This is a genomic window from Streptomyces sp. S063, from assembly GCF_002832675.1.
GTDB lineage: Bacteria > Actinomycetota > Actinomycetes > Streptomycetales > Streptomycetaceae > Streptomyces > Streptomyces sindenensis.
On sequence record NZ_CP021707.1, the window covers coordinates 5,185,427 to 5,207,815 of the forward strand.

A 22,389-nucleotide genomic window follows, 5' to 3' on the forward strand; every position below is an offset into this window, starting at 1 on the left:
GATCTAGATCCCGAGCATCCCGGTCCACATGTCCGGGAAGTCCGGCAGCGTCTTGGCGGTCGTGCCCACGTTCTCGATCTCCACGCCCTTCACCGCCAGGCCGATGATCGCCCCGGCCGTGGCCATGCGGTGGTCGTCGTACGTGTGGAAGACGCCGCCGTGCAGCGGGCGCGGGCGGATGTGCAGTCCGTCGGCCGTCTCGGTGACATCGCCGCCCAGCTCGTTGATCTCCTTGGTCAGCGCGGCCAGCCGGTCCGTCTCGTGCAGCCGCAGATGCGCGACGCCGCTCAGCGTGGAGGGGGAGTCGGCCAGGGCGGCGACCGCCGCGATGCCCGGGGTCAGCTCACCGACCTCGCCGAGGTCCACGTCGATGCCGTGGATCCGGCCCGTACCCGTGAAGGTCAGTCCGTGCTCGGTCAGCTCGCAGGAGCCACCCATCTCGGTGAAGATCTCGCGCAGCGCGTCACCCGGCTGGGTGGTGCGCTCGGGCCAGTCCGGGATCGTGACCCGGCCGCCGGTCACCAGGGCCGCCGCCAGGAACGGCTGGGCGTTGGACAGATCCGGCTCGATCGTCAGGTCCCGGCCGAGCAGGGCGGAGGGGGAGACCCGCCAGACGTTGGGCTCACCGCCCGTCTCCGGCTCGTCCACCTGGGCGCCGACGGCCCGCAGCATGTCGACCGTCATCCGGATGTGCGGCATCGAGGGGAGCACGGCCCCGGTGTGCCGGACCTCCACGCCCTGGTTGAACCGAGGCCCCGACAGCAGCAGCGCCGAGACGAACTGCGAGGACGACGAGGCGTCGATCGAGACCGGACCGCCCTCCAGCGCCCCGCCGCCGTGCACGGTCAGCGGCAGCGCGCCGCGCCCGTCGTCGTCGATCCGCGCGCCGAGCGCCCGCAGGCCCTCGATCACCCCGGTCAGCGGGCGCTCGTAGGAGCGGGGGTCGCCGTCGAAGCGGATCGGGCCGTCGGCGAGCGTGGCGACGGGCGGCAGGAAGCGCATGACCGTGCCCGCGTTGCCGACGTCGACCGTGGCCGGGCCGTGCAGCCCCGCCGGGATGACCCGCCAGGCCTCGCCCGAGCTGTCCGGCGAGGCGGCGGCGGACGGGCTGCTCGCGGACGAGGAGGAGACGGTCTCCTCGATGCCGACGCCCATGGCACGCAGCGCCTCGGCCATGAGCAGGGTGTCGCGGGAGCGCAGCGGGCGGCGCAGCCAGCCCGGGTCGGCGGCCAGCGAGGCCAGCACGAGCGCGCGGTTGGTGACCGATTTCGATCCGGGCACGGTGACGGTGGCGTCGACGGCCCCGCTCGCGTGGGGGGCGGGCCAGAGGGCGGGCTGCACGGAACTCTCGGTCATGGCCTTTACTTTAGTGGCTCCACGCCGACCCGGATCCGGTCCAAAAGGGCGGAAACCGTCCCGTAACCAGTAAGTGGTACGGACCGGAGCGGCCGGCCCCGCCTCACCAGCCCAGCAGCCACCGCCCGCCGCCGATCAGCGAGCACAGCGACACCGCGTGGAAGAGGAACAGCCACAGCACCGCCGGGGCGTGCGTGAGCCGGGCCAGCTGGTCCGCGTCGGAGTCCGGGGCGCCGCCGTACCGCCGCTTGGACTGGAGCTCGAACGGCGGCCGCACTCCGCCCAGCAGCAGGAACCACACCACCACGTACGCGAACGCCGACTGCACGTCGGAGGAGGCCAGCCAGGACACCAGCAGGAAGGTGGTGCCGGTCAGGATGACGGTGAGGGCCCCGTACACATTGCGGATCATCACCAGCATCACCGCGAGCAGAGCTGTCGCCACCCACAGCAGGAGGGTGATCCTGCCGTTCGTCAGCAGCCAGGCGCCGCCCAGACCCAGCAGGGACGGGGCCGTGTAGCCCGCCGCCGCCGTGAGGATCATGCCGATCCCCGTCGGCTTGCCGCGGCTCACGGTCAGCCCGCTGGTGTCCGAGTGCAGCCGGATGCCGGAGAGCTGCCGTCCGGTGAGCAGGGCCACCAGGCCGTGGCCGCCCTCGTGCGCGATGGTGATCGTGTTGCGGGCGAGCCGCCACAGCGGATTCGGCACGACCGCGATGAGCGCGAGCGTCGCCGTCACCACCACCAGCCACTGCTCGGGGGCGGGCTGGGTGCCGGTCACGCGATCCCACAGATCGCCCAATTCGGTGCTGTTCATCGGCCGGGCGACTCCTTGCGGTCGGGGCGGGCGGTCGTGGCAGTCTGGCACTTATGTGCGGACGGTATGCAGCGAGTCGGAAGCCCGAGGACCTGACCGGACTCTTCGGTGTCGAGAAGTGGGAGCCCACCGAGACCCTGGAGCCGGACTGGAACGTGGCGCCGACCAAAGAGGTCTACGCGGTTCTGGAGCGTCCCGTGAAAGACGCGGACGACCGGCGTCCGGTTCGCCAGCTGCGCGCCCTGAAATGGGGACTCGTCCCGTCCTGGTCCAAGACCCCCGACGGCGCCGCCCGGATGATCAACGCACGCGCGGAGACCGTGCACGAGAAGCCCTCATTCCGCCGGGCCTTCGCCCAGCGCCGCTGCATCCTGCCCGCCGACGGCTACTACGAGTGGGTCACCGGCGCGGAGGAACGGCAGCTGGAGGAGAAGAAGGGCAGGAAACGCCCCCGCAAGCAGCCGTACTTCGTCACCCCCGCCGACGGTTCCGTCTTCGCGATGGCCGGACTGTACGAGTTCTGGCGCGATACGACCCTGCCCGGCGACCACGAGAACGCCTGGTGGGTGACGTGCTCGGTGATCACCACCGAGGCGGAGACCACACCGCTGGCCGTCGCCCCCGCCGAGGGGCCCGGCGCGCTCGCCGACATCCACCCCCGGATGCCGCTCATGCTCACCCCCGACCGCTGGGATGCCTGGCTGGACCCCTCGCACACCGGCGAGGACGAGCTGCGGGCCCTGCTGGAGCCGCCGCCGGGCGGGCTGATGCGCGCCTACCCGGTCGCCACCGCCGTGAGCAACGTCCGCAACAACGGGCCCGAACTGCTGGAGGAACTGGCCGCACCGGAGGAGTCCACGCTGTTCTGAGGCGTGCGCGGAGGAGTCGACACCGTTCTGAGGCGTACGCGGGGGAGTCCTCGCCGTTCCGAGGCGTGCGCGGGGGAGGATGGCGCGGTGAGCCGTCAACCGCATACGCAGAACGTCACCACCGACGCCGGTGAGGCCCGGATCACCTGGGTCCCCGCCTCCGCGCCCCGCCGCGTCCTCGCCGTGAGCCACGGGGCGGGCGGCGGGATCGAGGCCCGCGATCTGAAGGCGCTCGCCGCCGTCCTGCCCGGACACGGTGTCACCGTCGCCCTGGTGGAGCAGCCCTGGCGGGTGGCCGGCAAGAAGGTGGCGCCCGCCCCGAAGACCCTGGACACCGGCTGGCGCGGACTGTGGCCGGCCCTGACCGTTCCCGGGCTCCCCGTCATCGCCGGAGGCCGCAGCGCCGGGGCCCGCGTGGCCTGCCGGACCGCCGGCGAACTGGGCGCGGTCGCCGTCCTCGCACTCAGCTTCCCGCTGCACCCGCCCGGCAAGCCCGAGAAGTCCCGCGCCGACGAACTGCTCGGCACCGGCGTGCCCACCCTGGTGGTGCAGGGCGGCAACGACCCGTTCGGCAAACCCGACGAGTTCCCGCCCGGCTCGTACACGCTGGCCGAAGTGCCGCACGGCGACCACGGGTTCGCGGTGCCGAAACGGTCCGGACTCACCGGGGAACGGGCGATGGGCATCCTCACCGAAGCGGTCACCGGGTGGCTCACGTCACTCGGATGATCCCGGGCCCACCGGCCGGCACGGTCGTCGCACGCGCGTCGCCGGCCCCGGGAATGCTCCGCGCGGGGGCGCTGTTGTTCGGGACGTCGGTACAACAACGTCGTACGTGGAGAGGGAGTCCGTCGCATGGGTTCGACCATCTGCCCCAGCCGCTCGAACGCCGCTGACCTGGAGTGGACCGTGCTGCCCGCGGCGAGGACCACTTCCGAGCGGCCCATGGGCGGGGGTAATCGACAGGCCGCCACCAAGCAAGGTCGACTATTCTCCGAGACGAGCGGGTCCGGTTTCGGTTCCGCCACATCGTTGGAGGAGGTGGGTCCGGTCACTGGGACCGACACAGGGACCGACGACGGCCGCGCACCCGAGACGCCCGCCGAGCGCAACGCGCGCTTCGAGCGGGACGCCCTCGGTTTTCTCGACCAGATGTACTCGGCCGCGCTGCGCATGACGCGCAACCCCGCCGATGCCGAGGATCTGGTCCAGGAGACCTACGCCAAGGCGTACGGCTCCTTCCACCAGTTCCGTGAGGGCACCAACCTCAAGGCGTGGATGTACCGCATCCTCACCAACACCTTCATCAACTCGTACCGCAAGAAGCAGCGGGAGCCCCAGCGCAGCGCCGCCGAGGAGATCGAGGACTGGCAGCTGGCCCGGGCCGAGTCGCACATGTCGACCGGTCTGCGCTCGGCGGAGTCCCAGGCCCTCGACCATCTCCCGGACTCCGACGTGAAGTCGGCGCTCCAGGCGATCCCCGAGGAGTTCCGCATCGCGGTGTATCTCGCCGATGTCGAGGGCTTTGCCTACAAGGAGATCGCGGACATCATGGGGACTCCCATCGGTACGGTGATGTCCCGGCTGCACCGCGGCCGTCGCCAGCTGCGCGGCATGCTGGAGGACTACGCCCGTGAGCGCGGGCTCGTCGCGGCCGGTGCCGGTGACTCGGACGATCGGAAGGGCTCGGCCTCATGAGCTGCGGAGAGCCGCACGAGACGGATTGCTCGGAGGTCCTCGACCACCTCTACGAGTTTCTCGACCGGGAGATGCCCGAGGGCGACTGCACCAAGTTCGAGGTGCACTTCGAGGAGTGCTCCCCGTGCCTGGAGAAGTACGGCCTGGAACAGGCCGTGAAGAAGCTGGTCAAGCGCTGCTGCGGACAGGACGACGTCCCGACCGACCTGCGCTCCAAGGTGATGGGCCGGATCGATCTGATCCGGGCCGGCGAGGCCGTGCCCGATCAGGACGTGACCGTGCAGGACACGGACCGGTCGGCGACCGCCGCCGAATAGTCACCCGAATGTGCTAATCGGATCCGTAGCGGCTCGGTGAGCCGCGCAACTCGCTAGCGTGGCGCGTCCATCGACCATGCTGGGGGGCGAGTGCGGGCCGTGAGCGGCACACCGGCGGCGGCGCGTGTCTGCGTTCTGACCGCCGTCCTCGGCGCGGTCTGGTGCACGCTTCCCGCGTACGCTGCCGACGCCCCGGTGCCGTGGGGCACCGCGGCCCTGCTGGCCGCCCTCGGGCTCGGCTGCGAGGCGGCCGGCCGGCGCTCGCCGCCCGGAGGCCCCGGACCGGTCGCCGCCGGAGCGTTCCTCCTCGCCGCCGCCTTCCTGCTGCCGCCTTCGGCCGCCGCGCTGGTGGCGGCGAGCGGTTCCCTGGCCGGGCGGGTGGAGCAACCGCCGTACACGGCCCGCCGGATCTGGCGGGCCGCGCAACGCGCCCTCACCTGCGCCGCCGCCTCCTGGACGTACGCGGCCCTCGACGGCCCCGCGACCGTCGGCGGCGGGGGAGCGGCCCCGGACTTCCCTCGCGCCCTGCTGCCCGCCTGCGCCGCCGCGGTCGCCTTCAGCCTGGTGCTGACCGCGCTCGACGGCATCGTCCTCGCGGCGGCGGAACGCAGGCCCGTGCACCGCACCGTGGGCGACCTCCTGCCGCTCGCGCTCGGTCCGCATCTGGTGCACGCGCTCACCGGGCTGATGACGGCCGTCCTGTGGCGGAGCCCGTACGGCCCGCTCTCCGCGCTTCTCGTGCTGCTCCCGATGTACCTCTCCTGCTGGGTGTTCGCGCAGTACCACCGCGAACAGTCCGCCCACCGCGCGACCATCCGCGCCTTGGTCCACGCCGTCGACATCAAGGACACCTACACCCGCGGCCACAGCGAACGTGTCGGTCGCGCCTCCGTTCTGATCGCCCGTGAACTCGGCATGGACGACCGCCGGGTGGAGGGGCTCCGGTTCGCCGGGATCCTGCACGACATCGGCAAGCTCGGCGTCCCCACCCGGGTACTGCGCAAGGACGGGCCGCTCACCCCCGAGGAACGGCGGATCATGGAACTGCACCCGGAGTACGGGCACGAGATCGTCCGGGGCATCGGCTTCCTGGACGAGGCCCGCGACGCGATCCTGCACCACCACGAACGGCTCGACGGCAGCGGCTATCCGTACGGGCTCAGCGGCTCGCGCATCCCCGAGTTCGCCCGGGTCGTGGCTGTCGCCGACGCCTTCGACGCGATGACCTCCACCCGCTCCTACCGCCGCGCCCGCCCGGTCTCCGCCGCGCTGGCCGAGCTGAAGCGGTGCGCGGGCAGCCAGTTCGACCCCCGGATGGTGGGGGCGCTGGACCGCGCCCTGCGCCGGCACGGCTGGAGCGAGGCCGACACCGCCGTCACGGCCGACGAACCGCGCGAGCCGTGCGCATCGCGCGAGCCGTACATGTCGCGTGAGCCGTACCCATCGCCCGAGCCCCGAAGTGGGGTGCCCGCCGCCCGCCGGGACGCACCCCCCGCCCCGCCCGCCCGGAGCGCCGCTCCGCTGTCCGGGCCGTCCCGGGACCGTCGCCGGTGAGGGCCCCGTACGGGAGCGGCCCGCTCGCCCCGGCCGTTCTCGCGGTGCGCGGGGCCGCCCTGCTCCTCGCCCTCGTCGCGCTCGCCCACACATCGGTGCACGGACTCGCCGAGCCGGGCCTCGCCCTGGTCTTCGGGCTCCTCGTCGCCGCCGGGGAGCTGATCCGCCGGGACTCGGCCGCCGGGGAGCGGGAGCCCGCGCCGCTCGCCGCGGCCGGGGCCCTCGCGTACGCCCTGCTCGGGGAGAGCGCCGGGCGGCCGACCACGCACGGGGCGCTCCAGGTGATCGCCGTGGTGGTCGTCGCGCAGGCGCTCTGCGCCGTGCCGCGCAGGGCGCGGGGCCGTCGCAGGGACGCCGACCGGGCCGCCCGCCGGACCCTGACCGTGGGCTTCGCGGCGGTCTGCTTCCAGCCGCTGTACCACTCCGGGCAGGCCGAGCACTGGTTCGGCGACGGGCCGTACTTCCCGCTGTTCCCGCTCGCGGTCCTGGCGCTGACCGCCCTGTGCGACGCCGTGCTCGCCGCCCTCCTGGCGCGTTCGGCGGCCCGCGTGGAGGGGCCCGGCGCCCGGCCCCCGTACGGGTCGCTCCTGGTCGACGAGGTGCGCGCGCTCGCCGGGACCGGCACCGCGATCGGGGTGACCGGGGCCGTGACGGCGCTGGGTGTCGCGGTCGCCGGGCCGTGGGCGCCGGCCGTGCTGTGCGGCCCGCTGCTGCTCACCCAGGTCTCCGCCCGCCGGTACGCAGCCGTCCGCACGACCTGCCGGCAGACGATGGCCTCGCTCGCCCGCGCCACCGAGATCGCCGGTTACACCCCGCCCGGCCACGCCCGCCGGGTCGCCGCGCTCGCCACCGCGGTGGGGCGGGAGCTGGGGCTGACCGGGCCCCGGCTGACCGTGCTGGAACACGCCGCCCTGATGCACGACATCGGCCAGCTCTCCCTCGTCGACCCGGTCGCCGGGGGCGCGACCGCCCTGCTGCCCGCCGCCGAGCAGCGCCGGATCGCCCTGCTCGGCGGGGCGGTGGTCCGCCGTACCGGAGCCGGCCCGGCGGTCGCGGCGGTGGTGGAGCGGCAGGCCGATCCCTACCGGGAGCAACCACTCGCCGCCAGGATCGTCAGGACGGTCAACGCATACGACGACCTGTGCGGGGAAGGCGTCGGCGGGCCGCTCGGCGCGCTGGAGCACCTCAGGCTCGGCACCGGGCACGACCACCAGCCACAGGTGGTCGAGGCGCTGGGACGCGTCCTCGCGCGGGGCGGTCTGACCCCGGCCGGAGCTGGGTAACCCATGGGTAATGAGCGGGCGTCCGGCCGGGCATGGTTGGATGCGAAAGCAGAGTGGATGACGAGGGTGCCCAGTCGGGACAGGCGGGAATCGTGAGGATCTTCGGGAAGGTACGGCATCGGCCGTCCGCCTCTTGGCGGCAGGCCACGGACCGCGCGTTCACGCTGATCGGCGACGGCCGGTACGAGGACGCGGGGGCGCTGCTGACGCGTGCGGCGGATCTGGAGCCCTGGCTCTCGGAGTCCTGGTTCAATCTGGCGCTGCTGCACAAGTTCCGGCACGACTGGGAGCAGGCGCGCGCGGCGGGCCTGCGCGCCGTCGCCCTGCTGGACCGCGAGTCGGGCGCTCCGGACTGGTGGAACGTGGGAATCGCGGCCACCGCGCTCCAGGACTGGCCGCTGGCGCGGCGGGCCTGGCAGGCGTACGGGCTCAAGGTCCCCGGCGGCGGCCAGCACAGCGCGGCCACCACCGAGCCGACCGGCATGGAGCTGGGCAGCGCCGCCGTGCGGCTCTCGCCGGAGGGCGAGGCCGAGGTGGTCTGGGGCCGCCGGCTCGACCCGGCCCGCATCGAGGTGCTCTCGATCCCGCTGCCGTCCTCGGGGCGGCGCTGGGGCGAGGTCGTCCTGCACGACGGGGTGCCCAACGGCGAGCGGGTCACCGCGGCCGGGCCCGCGTATCCGGTCTTCGACGAGATCGAGCTGTGGGCGCCGTCCCCGGTGCCGACCTGGGTGGTGCTGCTGGAGGCGGCGACCGAGGAGGACCGGGACGCGCTGGAGAAGCTGGCGTCGGACGCCGGGTTCGCCGCCGAGGACTGGTCCTCGTCCGTGCGCCTGCTGTGCCGGGCGTGCTCGGAGAGCCGGATGGAGAGCGACGAGGGCGACGGGGAGCACCTGGACCCGCACGACCACAGCGAACCGGGCCACCCGGGACCGCTGGGCCACCGCACCGCCGGGGCCGGCGACCTCTGGGTGCCCGAGCGCGAGTGCGGTCTCGCCGCCCCCGCCGGACTGGTGCGCGGACTCCTGGACGGCTGGGTCGCCGACAGCCCGGACAGCCGCGAGTGGCGGGATCTCGAAGAAGTCTGCTGACCGCTGCCCGTAGGCTGTACGCGCACCGATCGCGGTGCTGCTCCTCCCGCGCTTCCCGGGTTTCGACGGGATGCGGCGGGGTCACCGAGTTCAGGTTTTGCAGGAAGGCGTACGGCGGACATGTCGCAGCAGGAGACGGACGGGCGGATCGACGTGGACGACGAGGGGTTCATCGTCGACACCGAGGACTGCGAGGAGCGCGAGGCGGCCTACCGCGCACGTGGCACCTCGCGTCCGATCACGGTCGTGGGCAACCCGGTGCTGCACAAGGAGTGCAAGGACGTCACCGCGTTCGACGACGAGCTGGCCCAGCTGATCGACGACATGTTCGCCAGCCAGAAGACGGCCGAGGGCGTCGGTCTCGCGGCCAACCAGATCGGCGTGGACCTGAAGGTCTTCGTCTACGACTGCCCGGACGACGACGGCAAGCGCCACACCGGCGTCGTCTGCAACCCGGTCCTGGAGGAGCTGGCCCCCGAGATGCGGGTGCTCGACGACTCCAACGAGGGCTGCCTCTCGGTCCCGACCGCGTACGCCTCGCTCGCCCGCCCCGACTACGCGGTGGTGCGCGGCCAGGACGCCAAGGGCAACCCGATCCGGGTCAAGGGCACCGGGTACTTCGCGCGCTGCCTCCAGCACGAGACGGACCATCTGTACGGCTACCTGTACATCGACCGGCTCTCCAAGCGGGAGCGCAAGGACGCGCTGCGGCAGATGGAAGAGGGCACGCCGCGCTACGAGACGGTCCCGAACAGCTGAGTACGCCGCGGCGGGGACCCGGTGCCGGTTCGTCGGCACCGGGCCCCGCCGCGTTCCGTGCGATCCCCTTGGCAGCTAACTGCATTTTCCCCAGGGGTAGTTGACGCGCGTAGCTGACTGGGCCAAGCTCGCACGCAATCGACCGTGACGTTCAGAGGGAGGCCCCTGTGCTGAGACGCACCGCACGCGTTCTGCTCGGACTTGTCATGACCATTTCATTCGCTTTGGGTGGTGTCGTACTGACCGCCGGCACCGCGCAGGCCGACGGCTGCTACACCTGGACCCGCACCCTGAAGGCCGGTGCCACCGGCAACGATGTCACCCAGCTCCAGATCCGGGTGGCCGGATACCCGGGCTACAACGCGGTGCTCGCCATCGACGGCTCGTACGGCCCCGCCACCACCGCCGCCGTCAAGCGGTTCCAGGCGGCCTACGGCCTGGCCGCCGACGGGATCGCCGGACCCGCGACCCAGGCCAAGCTCTACGCGCTCCAGGACAACGACTGCACGCCGATCCACTTCACGTACCCCGAGCTCAACAAGTGCAACAGCACCTGGGCCGGCGGCGCGGTCGCGGCGGGCACGGCCAAGGCCAACGCGCTGAGCAGCATGTGGAAGCTGGAGGCGCTGCGCCACGCGCTGGGTGACCAGTCGATCCGGGTCACCAGCGGATTCCGCTCCTACTCCTGCAACTCGGCCGTCGGCGGAGCGAGCAACAGCCGTCACCTGTACGGCGACGCGGTCGACCTCGGCGCCTCGCCCCACTCCCTGTGCACGCTGGCCAAGCAGGCCCGCTACCACGGCTTCCGGGGCATCCTCGGCCCCGGCTACTCCGGCCACAACGACCACGTGCACGTCAACCAGGGGCCCAGCCGGTTCTGGTCGGCGCCCAGCTGCGGCATCTGACCCGTCCGCACCTCGCTCAGGCGACCTCGCGCACGGCCGTGGCCGCCGGGCCCCGGAACGTGCGGCGGTAGGCGTTCGGCGTGGTGCCCAGTGACCGCACGAACTGGTGTCGCAACGTCGCCGCCGTACCGAAGCCCGTCTGCCCCGCGATCGTGTCGATCGTGCGGTCGGAGGTCTCCAGCAGATGCTGGGCCAGCAGCACCCGCTGCCGCAGCAGCCAGCGGTACGGGGTGGTCCCGGTCTCCTGCTGGAACCGCCGGGCGAAGGTGCGCGGCGACATGTGCGCCTGCGCGGCCAGCTGCTCCACCGTCATCTCCTGGTCGAGGTGCCGCTCCATCCACGCCAGCGTCGAGCCGACCGTGTCGCAGGTGTTCCGGGGCAGCGGGCGGCTGATGTACTGCGCCTGCCCGCCGTCCCGGTGCGGCGGCACCACCATGCGCCGGGCGAGGGTGTTGGCCGCGTCCTGGCCGTACTCCTGCCGGATCAGGTGCAGACAGGCGTCGATCCCCGCGGCGGTGCCCGCGGAACTGATCACCGCGCCCTCGTCCACGTACAGCACGTCCGGCTCGACGATCGCCTTCGGGTAGCGGCGGGACAGCTCCGCCGCGTGCCGCCAGTGCGTGGTGCACCGGCGGCCGTCCAGCAGCCCGGCCGCGCCCAGGACGTACGCCCCCGAGCAGACGCTCAGCACCCGTGAGCCGCGCTCCACGGCCCGGCGCAGCGCGTCGAGCACCTCCTCGGGGTACTCCCGGTCCATGAAGTGGCTGCCCGCCGGCACGGCGATGAGGTCGGCCTCCTCCAGCCGCTCCAGGCCGTGCGGTGTGGTGATGGTGAAGCCGGCGTGGGTGTTCAGGACGGGGCCCTCGGCGGAGACCACCGCGAAGTCGTGCACCGGCAGGCCCTCGTCGCTGCGGTCGAGGCCGAACACCTCGCAGAGCACGCCGAGCTCGAAGGGGTGGACCTCGTCGAGGAGGAGGGCGGCGACATTGGTCAGCATGGAGCAAGTGTGGCAGTTATTCGATGTCCCATGGCAGTCCTGCCACTGATGATTTCTGTTCCGGTGGGCCAGAGTAGAGGCATGAACACATTCCTGAACTACCTGGTCGTAGCAGCACTTTTCGCCCTCGTTCTCGCGCCTGCCGTCCTCGGCTTCGCCCGCGAACGCCGTATCGACCGTCAGCTGCGTGACGCGGAACGGAGGGAGGTGGCGTCCAGGGGAGCGGAGAGCGCCTTGCCGGTCCGGCTACGGCCCGGACCGGCCGTGCCGGCGTTCGACCTCACGTTCGCGCCCGACGCCGACGCCGACGGGGCGCTCCGCGGTCCCGGCGGTCCCGCTCAATGCCCGCTGCTTTCGTAATGGCGGGACTGCCGCCCCCAGAAGCGGTACGCGGCGTACATGAGCACGACGCCGATGGCCGGAGCGCCCCAGGCGAGCCATTCCGGCACGGCGAGTTCCTCCTCACGGTCCATCAGCACGGTCGCCGGCAGATAGGCGACGAAGGCCAGCGGAAAGACGAAGGTCAGCCCGAATCCGGCCACCGGGCCGAAGATCTTCAGCGGGTAGTTGCCGAAGTCGCTGAAGATCATGTCGATGGCGAACTTGATGGGGGAGACCCTCTTCATCCTGAAGACCAGGGCGGAGGCGGCCAGTTGCAGTGATCCTTCCACCAGTGCACCGCCCGCCACGGCGAGCAGGAGGAAGCAGACGGCTCCCGGTGACCAGTCGACCGGTGCCGAGGCCGAGGCGATGGACAGAAGGACCACCCCGCCCGCCAGGTCGCCGAGCGAGCTCAGCCGCACCCTGCGGGTGAGGAGCTGGACCAGCGGCGGCACCGGACGGACGAGATAGCGGTCGTACTCGCCCTCGATGACGACCTCGTCGACGTGGATCAGCTGGTGACCGGGGAGCAGCCACAGCCCGTGGGCGGTGAGCCTGATCCCGTAGAGGAAGGCGATCTCGCCCAGTCCCCAGCCACCGACCTGCCCGAAGCGGTCCAGCACCGCCCAGATGAAGGCCAGCCCGACGCCCTGGTAGAACAGGCCGCCGATGATGTTGATGAACAGGTTCCCCCGGTACTGGAACTCGGCCCGGAACGCCGCACCGGCCAGCAGCAGATAGACCCGTGGACCTCGCATCGCCCCTCATCCCCCCTGCGACATGACGCGGCGCCGGGCGCGCGACCAGACGAACGCGGCCAGCGCGCCGAGTGCGCCGATCCACGCGAGCTGGACCCCGAGGGCGGCCACGATGCCCAACCCCTCGATCCGGCCCAGGTAGACGGCCGCCGGGGTGTACGCGGTGGCCTGGAAGGGCAGCCACTCCGCGGCCGTCCTGACCGGTCCTGGCATGAACCACAGCGGGACCAGGGCTCCGGAGAAGAACTGTGCGACGAAGCGGTAGGCCATGAGGGCGCCGCTCACCTCCAGGGTCCAGAAGGAGACCATGCCGAGCAGCAGCCCGAGCAGCTGGTTCACGAGCAGCGCGCCCAGCAGGGCCACGGGGTAGGCGAACCCCGCCGCCGGGGAAGCGGGCGCCCGGCCCGCGCCGATCAGCAGCGCGAACGGCAGCGCCACCAGCAGGACCGGGACCGCGGCCGATGCCCACCCGAGCTGGCCGGCGAGCATCTGCCCGGGGAAGCCGACGGGCCGCAGCAGGTCCACGGCGACCTTGCCCTCCCGGACCCGCTGGTCGATGGGGGAGGACCGCCACGGGCTGACGAGCTGGTACTGAAGCGTCGTCAGCGTCGCGTACGCCGTCATGGTGGTGAGGCCGAGTCCGTCCACCTCGGCGCGGCCGTCGTAGAGCGCCTTCCAGACCACCGTCAGCAACCAGATCTGGAGCAGCATCATCGCGAAGGACGACAGATAGGCCGTGCGATAGGTGAGCGCGGCGCGGAACTCCATCCGGGCGCAGGCGAGATGGGCCCGGAGCAGCGTCCCGGGCGGCCGCTTCGCGGTGGCGGGCAACGTCTGCGGGGCGGCCGGGGCCGTGGGGGCGGTCATCCGCGGTCCGCGTAGATCCGGTGGATGACGCTCTCCAGCTCGGGTTCCACGATCGACAGGTCGGTCACCCGGTGCCGCTCCAGCACGGCGGCCACCAGTTCGGCGGGCGGGGTGCGGACAGGGTCGAAGCGCAGCCACACCCTGCCGTCCTCCCGGCGGACGACCTCCGCGCCCTCGACGCTCTCCAGCCGGTCGGTCTGCACCACGAGTTCGCGGTGCGGGGCGTAACGGGTCTTCAGCTCGTCCACCGCGCCGTCGTAGGCGACCTTCCCGTGGTCGATGAGGACGATCCGGTCGCAGAGTTCCTCGACGTCGTCCAGGTCATGGGTGGTGAGGACGACCGTCGTACCCGATTCCCGGTTCAGCTCCCCGACGAAGGTGCGTATCCGCTCCTTGGCGATGACATCGAGCCCGACGGTCGGCTCGTCCAGGTAGAGGATGTCCGGGTCGTAGAGCATCGCGGCGGCGAGGTCGCCGCGCATCCGCTGGCCCAGGGAGAGCTGGCGGACGGGGGTGTCGAGGAACGGACCGAGGTCGAGCACCTCGCTGAACTCCCGTTGCCTCTCGTGGAACCGGGCCCGCGGCACGTCGTAGAGACGGCCGATCAGCCAGAGTGAATCGCGCAGCGGCAGGTCCCACCAGAGCTGACTGCGCTGGCCGAAGACCACGCCTATCCGGCGGGCGTTGCGGGACCGGTCCCGCCAGGGTGTGGCACCGGCGACCGTGACCGTGCCGGAGGTGGGCACGAGGATGCCGGTGAGCATCTTGATGGTGGTGGACTTCCCCGCGCCGTTGGGGCCGAGATAGCCGACCATCTCGCCCTGCTGGACCGTGAAGTTCACGCCGTCGACGGCACGCTTGACGATCTGCTCACGGGTCAGCAGCGTGCGGATGCCCGCGAAGGCCCCCTCCTGCCGTTTGGGTCGGCTGAACTCCTTGACCAGGTCTGCCACTTCGATGACGGGCATGCACGCCTCTCCTGGAGCGAGTCGGCCCCGCGGGGCGCAGTCGATCCGAGAGTGTGCACACGGAGTCTTGGTCTAGTCCAACCATTTTCCGGTCGGCCGGTCCTCGTCGTGCCGTGATGGGGACGCGGACCCGGACCCGGACGGCCCCACCGTGCTCAGCAGCACGGTGGGGCCTCTTCTCGTCCGCAGTCCGGAACGGGCCTAGAAGTCGTCGTCGAACCCGACCGAGCCCTCGACGGCCACCTGGTAGGCGGACGGACGGCGCTCGAAGAAGTTCGTCAGCTCCTGGACGCCCTGCAGCTCCATGAAGGAGAACGGGTTCTCCGATCCGTACACCGTCGGGAAGCCGAGGCGGGCGAGCCGCTGGTCGGCGACGCACTGGAGGTACTCGCGCATCGACTCGGTGTTCATGCCCGGCAGTCCGTCGCCGCACAGGTCGCGGCCGAACTGCAGCTCCGCGTCGACGGCCTCCTTCAGCATGTCGGTGACCTGCTGTTGGAGCTCGTCGTCGAAGAGGTCCGGCTCCTCCTTGCGGACCGTGTCCACGACCTCGAACGCGAAGTTCATGTGCATCGTCTCGTCACGGAACACCCAGTTGGTGCCCGTGGCGAGACCGTGCAGCAGGCCGCGCGAGCGGAACCAGTACACGTAGGCGAACGCGCCGTAGAAGAACAGCCCCTCGATGCAGGCCGCGAAGCAGATCAGGTTCAGCAGGAAGCGACGGCGGTCCGCCTTCGTCTCCAGCCGCTCGATCTTCTCGACCGAGTCCATCCACTTGAAGCAGAACTGCGCCTTCTCGCGGATCGAGGGGATCTCCTCGACCGCGTCGAACGCCGCCGCCCGGTCGTCCGGGTCGGGCAGATAGGTGTCCAGCAGCGTCAGATAGAACTGGACGTGCACGGCCTCCTCGAAGAGCTGCCGCGACAGGTACAGCCGCGCCTCGGGGGAGTTGATGTGCTTGTACAGCGTCAGGACCAGGTTGTTCGAGACGATCGAGTCACCGGTCGCGAAGAACGCCACCAGCCGGCCGATCATGTGCTGCTCGCCCGGCGACAGCTTCGCGAGGTCGGCGACGTCCGAGTGGAGGTCGACCTCCTCCACGGTCCAGGTGTTCTTGATCGCGTCCCGGTAGCGCTCGTAGAAGTCCGGGTAGCGCATGGGGCGCAGGGTCAGCTCGAATCCCGGGTCGAGCAGGTTCTTCTCTTGGGCGGTGGTGCTCATTACTGGCAGGCCTCGCAGGACTCGGGGTTTTCCAGGGAGCAGGCGATGGCGTCCGCGTCGGGCGCCTGCGCCTGCTGTACGGGAATGGGGGCGGCGGCCGACGCCTGGCCGGACGCGGCACGGGCGATCCGGGTCGCCGGGCGCGAACGCAGGTAGTACGTCGTCTTCAGCCCCTGCTTCCAGGCGTACGCGTACATCGAGGAGAGCTTGCCGATCGTCGGCGTCTCCAGGAACAGGTTGAGCGACTGGCTCTGGTCGAGGAACGGCGTACGCGCCGCCGCCATGTCGATCAGACCGCGCTGCGGGATCTCCCACGCCGTGCGGTACAGCGCCCGCACGTCATCGGGGATCCACGCGAAGCCCTGCACCGAGCCGCTGGCCTCGCGCAGCGCCTCACGGGTGCGGGCGTCCCACACGCCGAGCTTCTTCAGCTCGTCCACCAGGTAGGCGTTGACCTGGAGGAACTCACCGCTGAGCGTCTCGCGCTTGAACAGGTTGGAGACCTGCGGCTCGATGCACTCGTACACACCGGCGATCGAGGCGATCGTCGCGGTCGGCGCGATGGCCAGCAGCAGCGAGTTGCGCATACCGGTCTTCGCGACCCGGGCACGCAGGGCGTCCCAGCGCTCCGGCCAGTTCAGCTCGGTGTCGTAGTGGTCGGGGTGCAGCACCCCGCGCGCGGCCCGGGTCTCGGACCAGGCGGGCAGGGGGCCCGACCGCTCGGCGAGATCACAGGACGCCTCGTACGCGGCCAGCATGATCCGCTCGGAGATCTTCGTGGAGAGCGCGCGCGCCTCGGGCGAGTCGAAGGGCAGCCGCAGCTGGAAGAAGACGTCCTGGAGGCCCATCGCGCCCAGGCCCACCGGCCGCCAGCGGGAGTTGGAGTTCCCGGCCTGCTCGGTCGGGTAGAAGTTGATGTCGACGACCCGGTCCAGGAAGGTCACGGCCGTACGGACCGTGGAGTCCAGGCGGTCCCAGTCGATCGAGCCGTCTCTGACGAACGCGCCGAGGTTGACCGAGCCCAGGTTGCAGACGGCCGTCTCGCCGTCGTCGGTGACCTCCAGGATCTCCGTGCACAGGTTCGACGAGTGCACGACCCGCCCCGGCTCGGCGGTCTGGTTCGCGGTCCGGTTGGAGGCGTCCTTGAATGTCATCCAGCCCTGGCCGGTCTGGGCGAGGGTCCGCATCATCCGGCCGTACAGCTCACGCGCCGGGATCGTCTTGCGGGCCAGCCCCTCGGCCTCGGCCGCCCGGTAGGCCTCGTCGAACGCGTCGCCCCACAGGTCGACCAGCTCGGGCACGTCCGCCGGGGAGAACAGGGACCACTCGGTGTCCGCCTCGACCCGGCGCATGAACTCGTCCGGGATCCAGTGCGCCAGGTTCAGGTTGTGCGTACGCCGCTGGTCCTCACCGGTGTTGTCGCGGAGCTCCAGGAACTCCTCGATGTCCGCGTGCCAGGTCTCCAGGTAGACCGCTGCCGCGCCCTTGCGCCGGCCGCCCTGGTTCACCGCCGCCACCGAGGCGTCCAGCGTCTTGAGGAACGGCACGATGCCGTTGGAGTGCCCGTTGGTGCCCCGGATCAGCGAACCCCGGGCGCGGATGCGGGAGTACGACAGACCGATGCCGCCCGCGTGCTTCGAGAGCCGCGCCACCTGGTGGTAGCGGTCGTAGATCGAGTCCAGCTCGTCCTTCGGCGAGTCCAGCAGATAGCACGAGGACATCTGCGGGTGCCGGGTGCCGGAGTTGAACAGGGTGGGGGAGGAGGGGAGGTAGTCCAGCTTGCTCATCAGCCCGTAGAGCGCGGCGACCTCGTCCAGCGCCCGCACCGACTCGTCCTCGGCCAGGCCCGCGGCCACGCGCAGCATGAAGTGCTGCGGGGTCTCGATGACCTGCCGGGTGATCGGGTGGCGCAGCAGGTAGCGGCTGTGCAGCGTACGGAGACCGAAGTAGCCGAAGCGGTCGTCCGCGCCCTCGGCCAGCGTCCGCTCGACCAGCTCGTCCAGCGCCTTCGCGTGCAGCTGGACGAAGGCGGCGGTGCGGTCGGCGATCAGGCCCTCGCGGTGGCCCACGGCGACCGAGGCGGAGAAGGACGTCGCGCCCTGGCCGGCCGCCTCGTCGGCGATCGAGAGGGTCAGCAGCCGGGCGGCCAGCCGGGAGTACGCCGGGTCCTCGGAGATCAGCCCCGCCGCCGCCTCGGTGGCCAGCGAGCGCAGCTCGGCCTCGTCGGAACGGGCGTTGCGCCCGCGCAGGGCTGCGGCGGCGACCCGTCCGGGGTCGGTGTCGGGAAGATCGACGGTGAGGTCGGTCAGGGTCCGCAGCAGGGCGGTCCCGGGTCCGTCGTCGGAGGCCTTCCCGGCCGTGGTGGACGCTGCGGACACGGCGGATTCGGTGGCTGAAACCGGATCGGCGGGCGCGATGGTCACGGGGCTTTCCCTCGCTCGGCAGGGGGCCGGCGGAAGGAGGGGAAGCCGGGCAGCGCGAAACCCGGGTCGGGGCAGCACCGCTGACGGCGTCCACCGGCCTATCCGCGAGGCCCGGACGTCTGGCATCCGGTTCGGTCGAGCCGGACGCGCTGTCGACAGGTCTTCGGACTTGCAGGTGCGCAAAAGCACACTGATCACACCGTTGCGGGACAGTTCCGGATTCGCACCGGATTCCCCTGCGGCGACAGCGAGGTCGAGCATACATGTGGGGGCCGCCAGAAGCTGCGGCCCCCACATGTTGTGTCGCGTCGATTTCATGTGCCCCTCAGGACACCGCCTCCAGCGGCAGCCGGAAGGTCATGAGCCGCAGGCCCGGCACCGGCTCCCAGTCCCGTTCGGGGGTCCGGAGAAAGCCGAGCCGACGGTAGATCCTATGGGCCGAGAGCATGCCCGGCTGCGTCGACAGCACCAGCGCCCGGACACCCTCCGTCGACCGGGCCCGCTCGACGCACGCCCGCACGAGAGCCTCGCCCACGCCCCGTCCGCGCCCCGCACGAGCCACGGCCAGCATCCGGAATTCGGCCTCGTCCGGACCGGCGATGTCACGCCACGGCGTGCCGGGAGCGGCATACGTCACACCGCCGAGCACCGCCCCGTCCGCGTCGAGCGCGACCAGCACCTCCGCCTCGGCCGCCCGCTGCTCCACCGCCCGCAGTTTGACGAGATACGGGTCCTGCGGCCCGTCCAGCAGGCCGTCGCCGAGATACGCCTCGGCGACGATCCCGCCGAGCACGCCGTACTCGGCGGGCTCCGCCACTCTGATCGTCAGATCCATCAGCCGCTCGCTCCCACCTCGTTGTTCGGCGCGCCGTCGCCGACCGGCGGCAGATCACCGCGCTCGACCGGCTGCCGCCCGGCGGTCTCCCCGGCGGGCGGCAGGACCCGGTCCAGCTCGTCGTCGTCGGCGCGATGGGCGGCCAGGGCCGCCGACCGCAGCGTCGCCCGGTCCACCTCCCGGCGTGTCCCGCTCAACGTCACCACCAGGTCACCCTGTTCCCGGGCGTACGCATGACCCGACTCCGTGGCCCGGTACCACTGTTCGCCGTCCCGCTCGCACGTCACCAGGGGCTCCTGGCCGCCGCCCGCCGCGGGCCCGTCCGTGCAGTCGGCGTCGGCGTGCGGGAGGCGTTCCACCGACAGCTTGATCTGCCCGCCCTCCGGCTCGGTGTAGACGCTGCCGAATCCGTCGTCGCCGAGCACCCCGACCGACTGGCGGGCCAGGGCGTACCCCGCGGCCTCGGTCACCCACACATGCTCCGCGACGAGCTGGGCGGCGCTCGCCCGTGCCTCCAACTCCGCCCGGTCGGGTGCTGGATCGGCCGAACCGCTCGGGCCCGCCGCTCGGGTGTCGGGTGCCGGCTCGGTGCCGCAGCCCGTCGCCGTCAGGGTCAGGGCCAGGGCCAGGGCCAGGGCCATGGTCAGCGTCGTGGTCAGGTGGAGGGGCCGGAGCCGGGGTGATCGGGAGCGCGATGTCATGGGCACATCCTTATCTACGGTGAGGGCGCCGTGTCCCGCGCGCCCGAGGCCGGACGGGGGGCACGGAAAGGGGCCACGGAAAGGGGCCGCCGCGCCCCTGGACGGGATGCGGCGGCCCCGGTGCGGCCGGCGGTGCTCAGCAGCAGCGGAAGCCCTCGCGGGGATCCGCCTCGCGGGCGTCCGTGCGGCTGCGTTCGAAGGCGCGGCGGGTCATCACCTGTGCCTCCGGATCGTGCGCCCTCGCGTGCGCCACATAGCGGTCGTACGTGGACTCGCCGGTCAGCTCACGGACGTACCAGCGGATCCGTCCGGCCACCCGTCGTACGTCCGCGAGCGTCATGTCCGGCTCCCCGTCTCCGCCGGCTCCTTGCGGATGCCGCCCTCGGGGCCGACGCCGGCGGCGAGCAGTTCGGCCTTCTCCTCCTTGGTGGCGAAGAGCGAGGCCGGGGCGACGAGCTTGGACTCGACGTACGGCGTCTCGTGGAGCTTGACGCTCTCCGGGTCGCGGATGGCCTTGTAGCAGACCCGGCCGGCGTCCACGAGCACCACGATGATGAGGAGGGCGAAGAGCGCGCTGAGCACCCCGTCGACCGTGGAGTTGGTGACGACGGTCCGCATGTCGTCCATGGACTTCGCGGGGGCCAGCACCTCGCCCGCGTCGATGCCCGCCTGGTACTTGTCGCGCTGGGCGAAGAAGCCGATCTTCACGTCGTCGGAGAAGATCTTCTGCCAGCTCGCGGTGAGCGTGACCGCCACGTCCCAGGCGAGCGGGACCGCGGTGACCCACGCCCACTTCAGCCGGCCGGACTTGACGAGCAGCGTGGTGCAGACGGCCAGCGCGACGGCGGCCAGCAGCTGGTTGGCGATGCCGAAGAGCGGGAAGAGCTGGTTGATGCCGCCCAGCGGGTCGTGCACACCGACCCAGAGGAAGTAGCCCCAGCCGCCGACCACGACGGCACTGGCGAACCAGACGCCCGGCTTCCAGCTGACCTCGCGGAACGGCTTGTAGGCGTTGCCCAGCATGTCCTGGAGCATGAAGCGCCCGACCCGGGTCCCGGCGTCCACGGTCGTGAGGATGAAGAGCGCCTCGAACATGATGGCGAAGTGGTACCAGAACGCCTTCATCGCCGTTCCGCCGACCACCGCGGAGAAGATCTCCGACATGCCGAGCGCGAAGGTGGGCGCCCCACCGGTCCGGGAGAGCAGGCTCGCCTCCTCGACGTCCTTGGCGGCCTGGGCCAGGGCGTCCGGGGTGATGGTGAAGCCGAAGTTGGCCACGGCCTGGGAGGCGGACTGGACGCTGTCGCCGATCACACCGACGGGCGCGTTGATGGCGAAGTAGAGGCCGGGGTCGATGATGCAGGCGGCGATCATCGCCATGATCGCGACGAACGACTCGACCAGCATGGCGCCGTAGCCGATCATCCGGATCTGCGTCTCCTTCTGGACCATCTTCGGCGTGGTGCCGGAGGAGACCAGGGAGTGGAAGCCGGAGAGCGCGCCGCAGGCGATGGTGATGAAGACGAACGGGAACATCGAGCCGGCGAAGACCGGCCCCTGGCCGTTGGTGGCGAAGTCGGTGACGGCGGGCATCTTCAGGGTCGGCAGCGCGACGACCACGCCGAGGGCGAGCAGCGCGATCGTGCCGACCTTCATGAAGGTGGAGAGGTAGTCGCGCGGGGCCAGCAGCAGCCATACGGGGAGCACGGAGGCGAGGAACCCGTACACGACCATCCAGATGACCAGCGTGCCCGGCTCCAGCGTGAAGAAGTCCGCCCAGGACGACTCGGCGACCCAGCCGCCCGCGACGATCGCGAGGAGCAGCAGCGCGACGCCGATGACGGAGACCTCGCTGACCTTGCCGGGCCGCAGGATGCGCAGATAGACGCCCATGAAGAGGGCGATCGGGATCGTCATGCCGATGGAGAAGACACCCCACGGGGAGTGCGCGAGCGCGTTCACGATGACCAGCGCGAGGACCGCGAGCAGGATGATCATGATGATGAAGACCGCGACGAGGGCGGCGATCCCGCCGACCGGCCCTATCTCGTCGCGCGCCATCTGACCGAGCGAACGGCCGTTGCGGCGGGTCGAGAAGAAGAGCGTCACCATGTCCTGGACGGCGCCGGCGAAGATGACGCCGACGACGAGCCAGATCGTGCCGGGCAGATATCCCATCTGCGCGGCGAGCACGGGGCCGACCAGGGGCCCCGCGCCGGCGATGGCGGCGAAGTGGTGGCCGAACAGCACCCGGCGGTCGGTGGGATGGAAGTCGACACCGTTGTCCAGCCGTTCGGCCGGGGTCGCGCGGTTCTTGTCGGCCTTCAGCACCCGGTTGGCGATGAAGCGGGAGTAGAAGCGGTACGCGATGGCGTACGAACCGAGGGCCGCCGCCAGCATCCAGGCGGCGGAGACCTCTTCACCCCGCGAGAGCGCGAGAGTGGCCCAGCCGATGGCGCCGGCCAGGGCCACCAGGCTCCAGACGGCTATGGACTTCGGGGTCGGCCCTCGCCGCCCCGATGCCGGTGAGACAGGTGGTGCTGGTGTGGGTGATTCCGCCATGTGGTGCTCCGTCCCCTCGCTGATCACCGG

Annotated in this window: 22 protein-coding genes and 1 riboswitch; of the genes, 10 read left to right on the forward strand and 12 right to left on the reverse strand. The window is 71.5% G+C overall.

The genetic code is table 11. The features are described from left to right. Positions 1–3: 3 nt before the first annotated feature. Entirely contained in the window at positions 4–1,356 is a 1,353-nt protein-coding gene (gene aroA / locus CCZ36_RS24105; RefSeq protein ID WP_128818537.1) for a 3-phosphoshikimate 1-carboxyvinyltransferase, read from the reverse strand. A gap of 103 nt (positions 1,357–1,459) precedes the next feature. Then, positions 1,460–2,173, reverse strand: a complete 714-nt coding sequence (locus CCZ36_RS24110) for a M50 family metallopeptidase (RefSeq protein ID WP_069737528.1) — start codon at positions 2,171–2,173, stop codon at positions 1,460–1,462. 53 nt (positions 2,174–2,226) lie between these two features. Between CCZ36_RS24110 and CCZ36_RS24115 the strand changes: the two genes are divergently transcribed. The 9 genes from CCZ36_RS24115 to CCZ36_RS24155 all read left to right on the forward strand — a co-directional run bounded on the left by CCZ36_RS24115 (position 2,227) and on the right by CCZ36_RS24155 (position 10,646). After that, positions 2,227–3,042, forward strand: coding sequence for an SOS response-associated peptidase (locus CCZ36_RS24115; RefSeq protein ID WP_128818538.1), 816 nt, complete (start codon positions 2,227–2,229; stop codon positions 3,040–3,042). A gap of 87 nt (positions 3,043–3,129) precedes the next feature. Continuing rightward, positions 3,130–3,771 carry an alpha/beta hydrolase family protein gene (locus CCZ36_RS24120; RefSeq protein WP_128818539.1) on the forward strand — a complete coding sequence of 214 codons (642 nt, stop codon included), beginning with the start codon at positions 3,130–3,132 and terminating at the stop codon, positions 3,769–3,771. 312 nt (positions 3,772–4,083) lie between these two features. Further along, complete coding sequence (locus tag CCZ36_RS24125) at positions 4,084–4,740, forward strand: sigma-70 family RNA polymerase sigma factor (RefSeq protein ID WP_010061546.1); 657 nt, start codon at positions 4,084–4,086, stop codon at positions 4,738–4,740. Beyond that, positions 4,737–5,057, forward strand: a complete 321-nt coding sequence (rsrA, locus tag CCZ36_RS24130) for a mycothiol system anti-sigma-R factor (protein ID WP_006127465.1) — start codon at positions 4,737–4,739, stop codon at positions 5,055–5,057. Before CCZ36_RS24125 ends, rsrA begins: the two co-directional genes overlap by 4 nt. A 99-nt stretch (positions 5,058–5,156) precedes the next feature. Next, positions 5,157–6,611, forward strand: coding sequence for an HD-GYP domain-containing protein (locus CCZ36_RS24135; RefSeq protein ID WP_128818540.1), 1,455 nt, complete (start codon positions 5,157–5,159; stop codon positions 6,609–6,611). Next, entirely contained in the window at positions 6,608–7,894 is a 1,287-nt protein-coding gene (locus CCZ36_RS24140) for an HD-GYP domain-containing protein (RefSeq protein WP_128818541.1), read from the forward strand. Before CCZ36_RS24135 ends, CCZ36_RS24140 begins: the two co-directional genes overlap by 4 nt. 92 nt (positions 7,895–7,986) lie before the next feature. Further along, complete coding sequence (locus CCZ36_RS24145; RefSeq protein WP_006127468.1) at positions 7,987–8,982, forward strand: tetratricopeptide repeat protein; 996 nt, start codon at positions 7,987–7,989, stop codon at positions 8,980–8,982. Between the two features lie 120 nt (positions 8,983–9,102). Beyond that, positions 9,103–9,741, forward strand: coding sequence for a peptide deformylase (gene def / locus CCZ36_RS24150; protein WP_069737533.1), 639 nt, complete (start codon positions 9,103–9,105; stop codon positions 9,739–9,741). Positions 9,742–9,908: 167 nt separating this feature from the next. Further along, the gene (locus tag CCZ36_RS24155) at positions 9,909–10,646 is read left to right on the forward strand and encodes a D-Ala-D-Ala carboxypeptidase family metallohydrolase (RefSeq protein ID WP_069742883.1); all 738 of its coding nucleotides are present in this window, start codon (positions 9,909–9,911) and stop codon (positions 10,644–10,646) included. Between the two features lie 16 nt (positions 10,647–10,662). Here CCZ36_RS24155 and CCZ36_RS24160 read toward each other — a convergent pair whose 3' ends face one another. Further along, entirely contained in the window at positions 10,663–11,643 is a 981-nt protein-coding gene (locus CCZ36_RS24160; protein ID WP_069737535.1) for a GlxA family transcriptional regulator, read from the reverse strand. A gap of 81 nt (positions 11,644–11,724) precedes the next feature. On the opposite strand from CCZ36_RS24160, the gene CCZ36_RS24165 reads away from it, so the two are divergent. Beyond that, positions 11,725–12,003 carry a hypothetical protein gene (locus CCZ36_RS24165; protein ID WP_128818542.1) on the forward strand — a complete coding sequence of 93 codons (279 nt, stop codon included), beginning with the start codon at positions 11,725–11,727 and terminating at the stop codon, positions 12,001–12,003. Here the strand turns inward: CCZ36_RS24165 and CCZ36_RS24170 are convergent. The 9 genes from CCZ36_RS24170 to CCZ36_RS24210 form a co-directional block, all read right to left on the reverse strand. Next, a complete protein-coding gene (locus CCZ36_RS24170) occupies positions 11,982–12,782 on the reverse strand; it encodes an ABC transporter permease (protein ID WP_069737536.1) in 801 nt (266 codons plus the stop codon). The genes CCZ36_RS24165 and CCZ36_RS24170 overlap by 22 nt on opposite strands. Positions 12,783–12,788: 6 nt before the next feature. Further along, entirely contained in the window at positions 12,789–13,649 is an 861-nt protein-coding gene (locus tag CCZ36_RS24175; RefSeq protein WP_206515766.1) for an ABC transporter permease, read from the reverse strand. Then, positions 13,646–14,617: an ABC transporter ATP-binding protein gene (locus CCZ36_RS24180; protein ID WP_069742881.1), complete on the reverse strand. Its 972-nt coding sequence runs from the start codon at positions 14,615–14,617 to the stop codon at positions 13,646–13,648. The genes CCZ36_RS24175 and CCZ36_RS24180 overlap by 4 nt, the downstream gene beginning before the upstream one ends. Positions 14,618–14,818: 201 nt before the next feature. Further along, positions 14,819–15,838, reverse strand: a complete 1,020-nt coding sequence (locus CCZ36_RS24185) for a ribonucleotide-diphosphate reductase subunit beta (protein WP_069737538.1) — start codon at positions 15,836–15,838, stop codon at positions 14,819–14,821. After that, positions 15,838–18,261 carry a ribonucleoside-diphosphate reductase subunit alpha gene (locus tag CCZ36_RS24190; RefSeq protein ID WP_069742879.1) on the reverse strand — a complete coding sequence of 808 codons (2,424 nt, stop codon included), beginning with the start codon at positions 18,259–18,261 and terminating at the stop codon, positions 15,838–15,840. Before CCZ36_RS24190 ends, CCZ36_RS24185 begins: the two co-directional genes overlap by 1 nt. A gap of 137 nt (positions 18,262–18,398) precedes the next feature. Continuing rightward, positions 18,399–18,522: riboswitch (cobalamin riboswitch) on the reverse strand. A gap of 64 nt (positions 18,523–18,586) precedes the next feature. Then, on the reverse strand, positions 18,587–19,096 hold the full coding sequence (locus CCZ36_RS24195; RefSeq protein ID WP_069737540.1) for a GNAT family N-acetyltransferase: 510 nt from the start codon (positions 19,094–19,096) through the stop codon (positions 18,587–18,589). After that, positions 19,096–19,797, reverse strand: coding sequence for a hypothetical protein (locus tag CCZ36_RS24200; protein ID WP_128818543.1), 702 nt, complete (start codon positions 19,795–19,797; stop codon positions 19,096–19,098). Before CCZ36_RS24200 ends, CCZ36_RS24195 begins: the two co-directional genes overlap by 1 nt. Before the next feature lie 136 nt (positions 19,798–19,933). Continuing rightward, a complete protein-coding gene (locus tag CCZ36_RS24205; RefSeq protein WP_069737542.1) occupies positions 19,934–20,137 on the reverse strand; it encodes a YbdD/YjiX family protein in 204 nt (67 codons plus the stop codon). After that, a complete protein-coding gene (locus tag CCZ36_RS24210) occupies positions 20,134–22,359 on the reverse strand; it encodes a carbon starvation CstA family protein (RefSeq protein WP_069737543.1) in 2,226 nt (741 codons plus the stop codon). Before CCZ36_RS24210 ends, CCZ36_RS24205 begins: the two co-directional genes overlap by 4 nt. Positions 22,360–22,389: the final 30 nt, after the last annotated feature.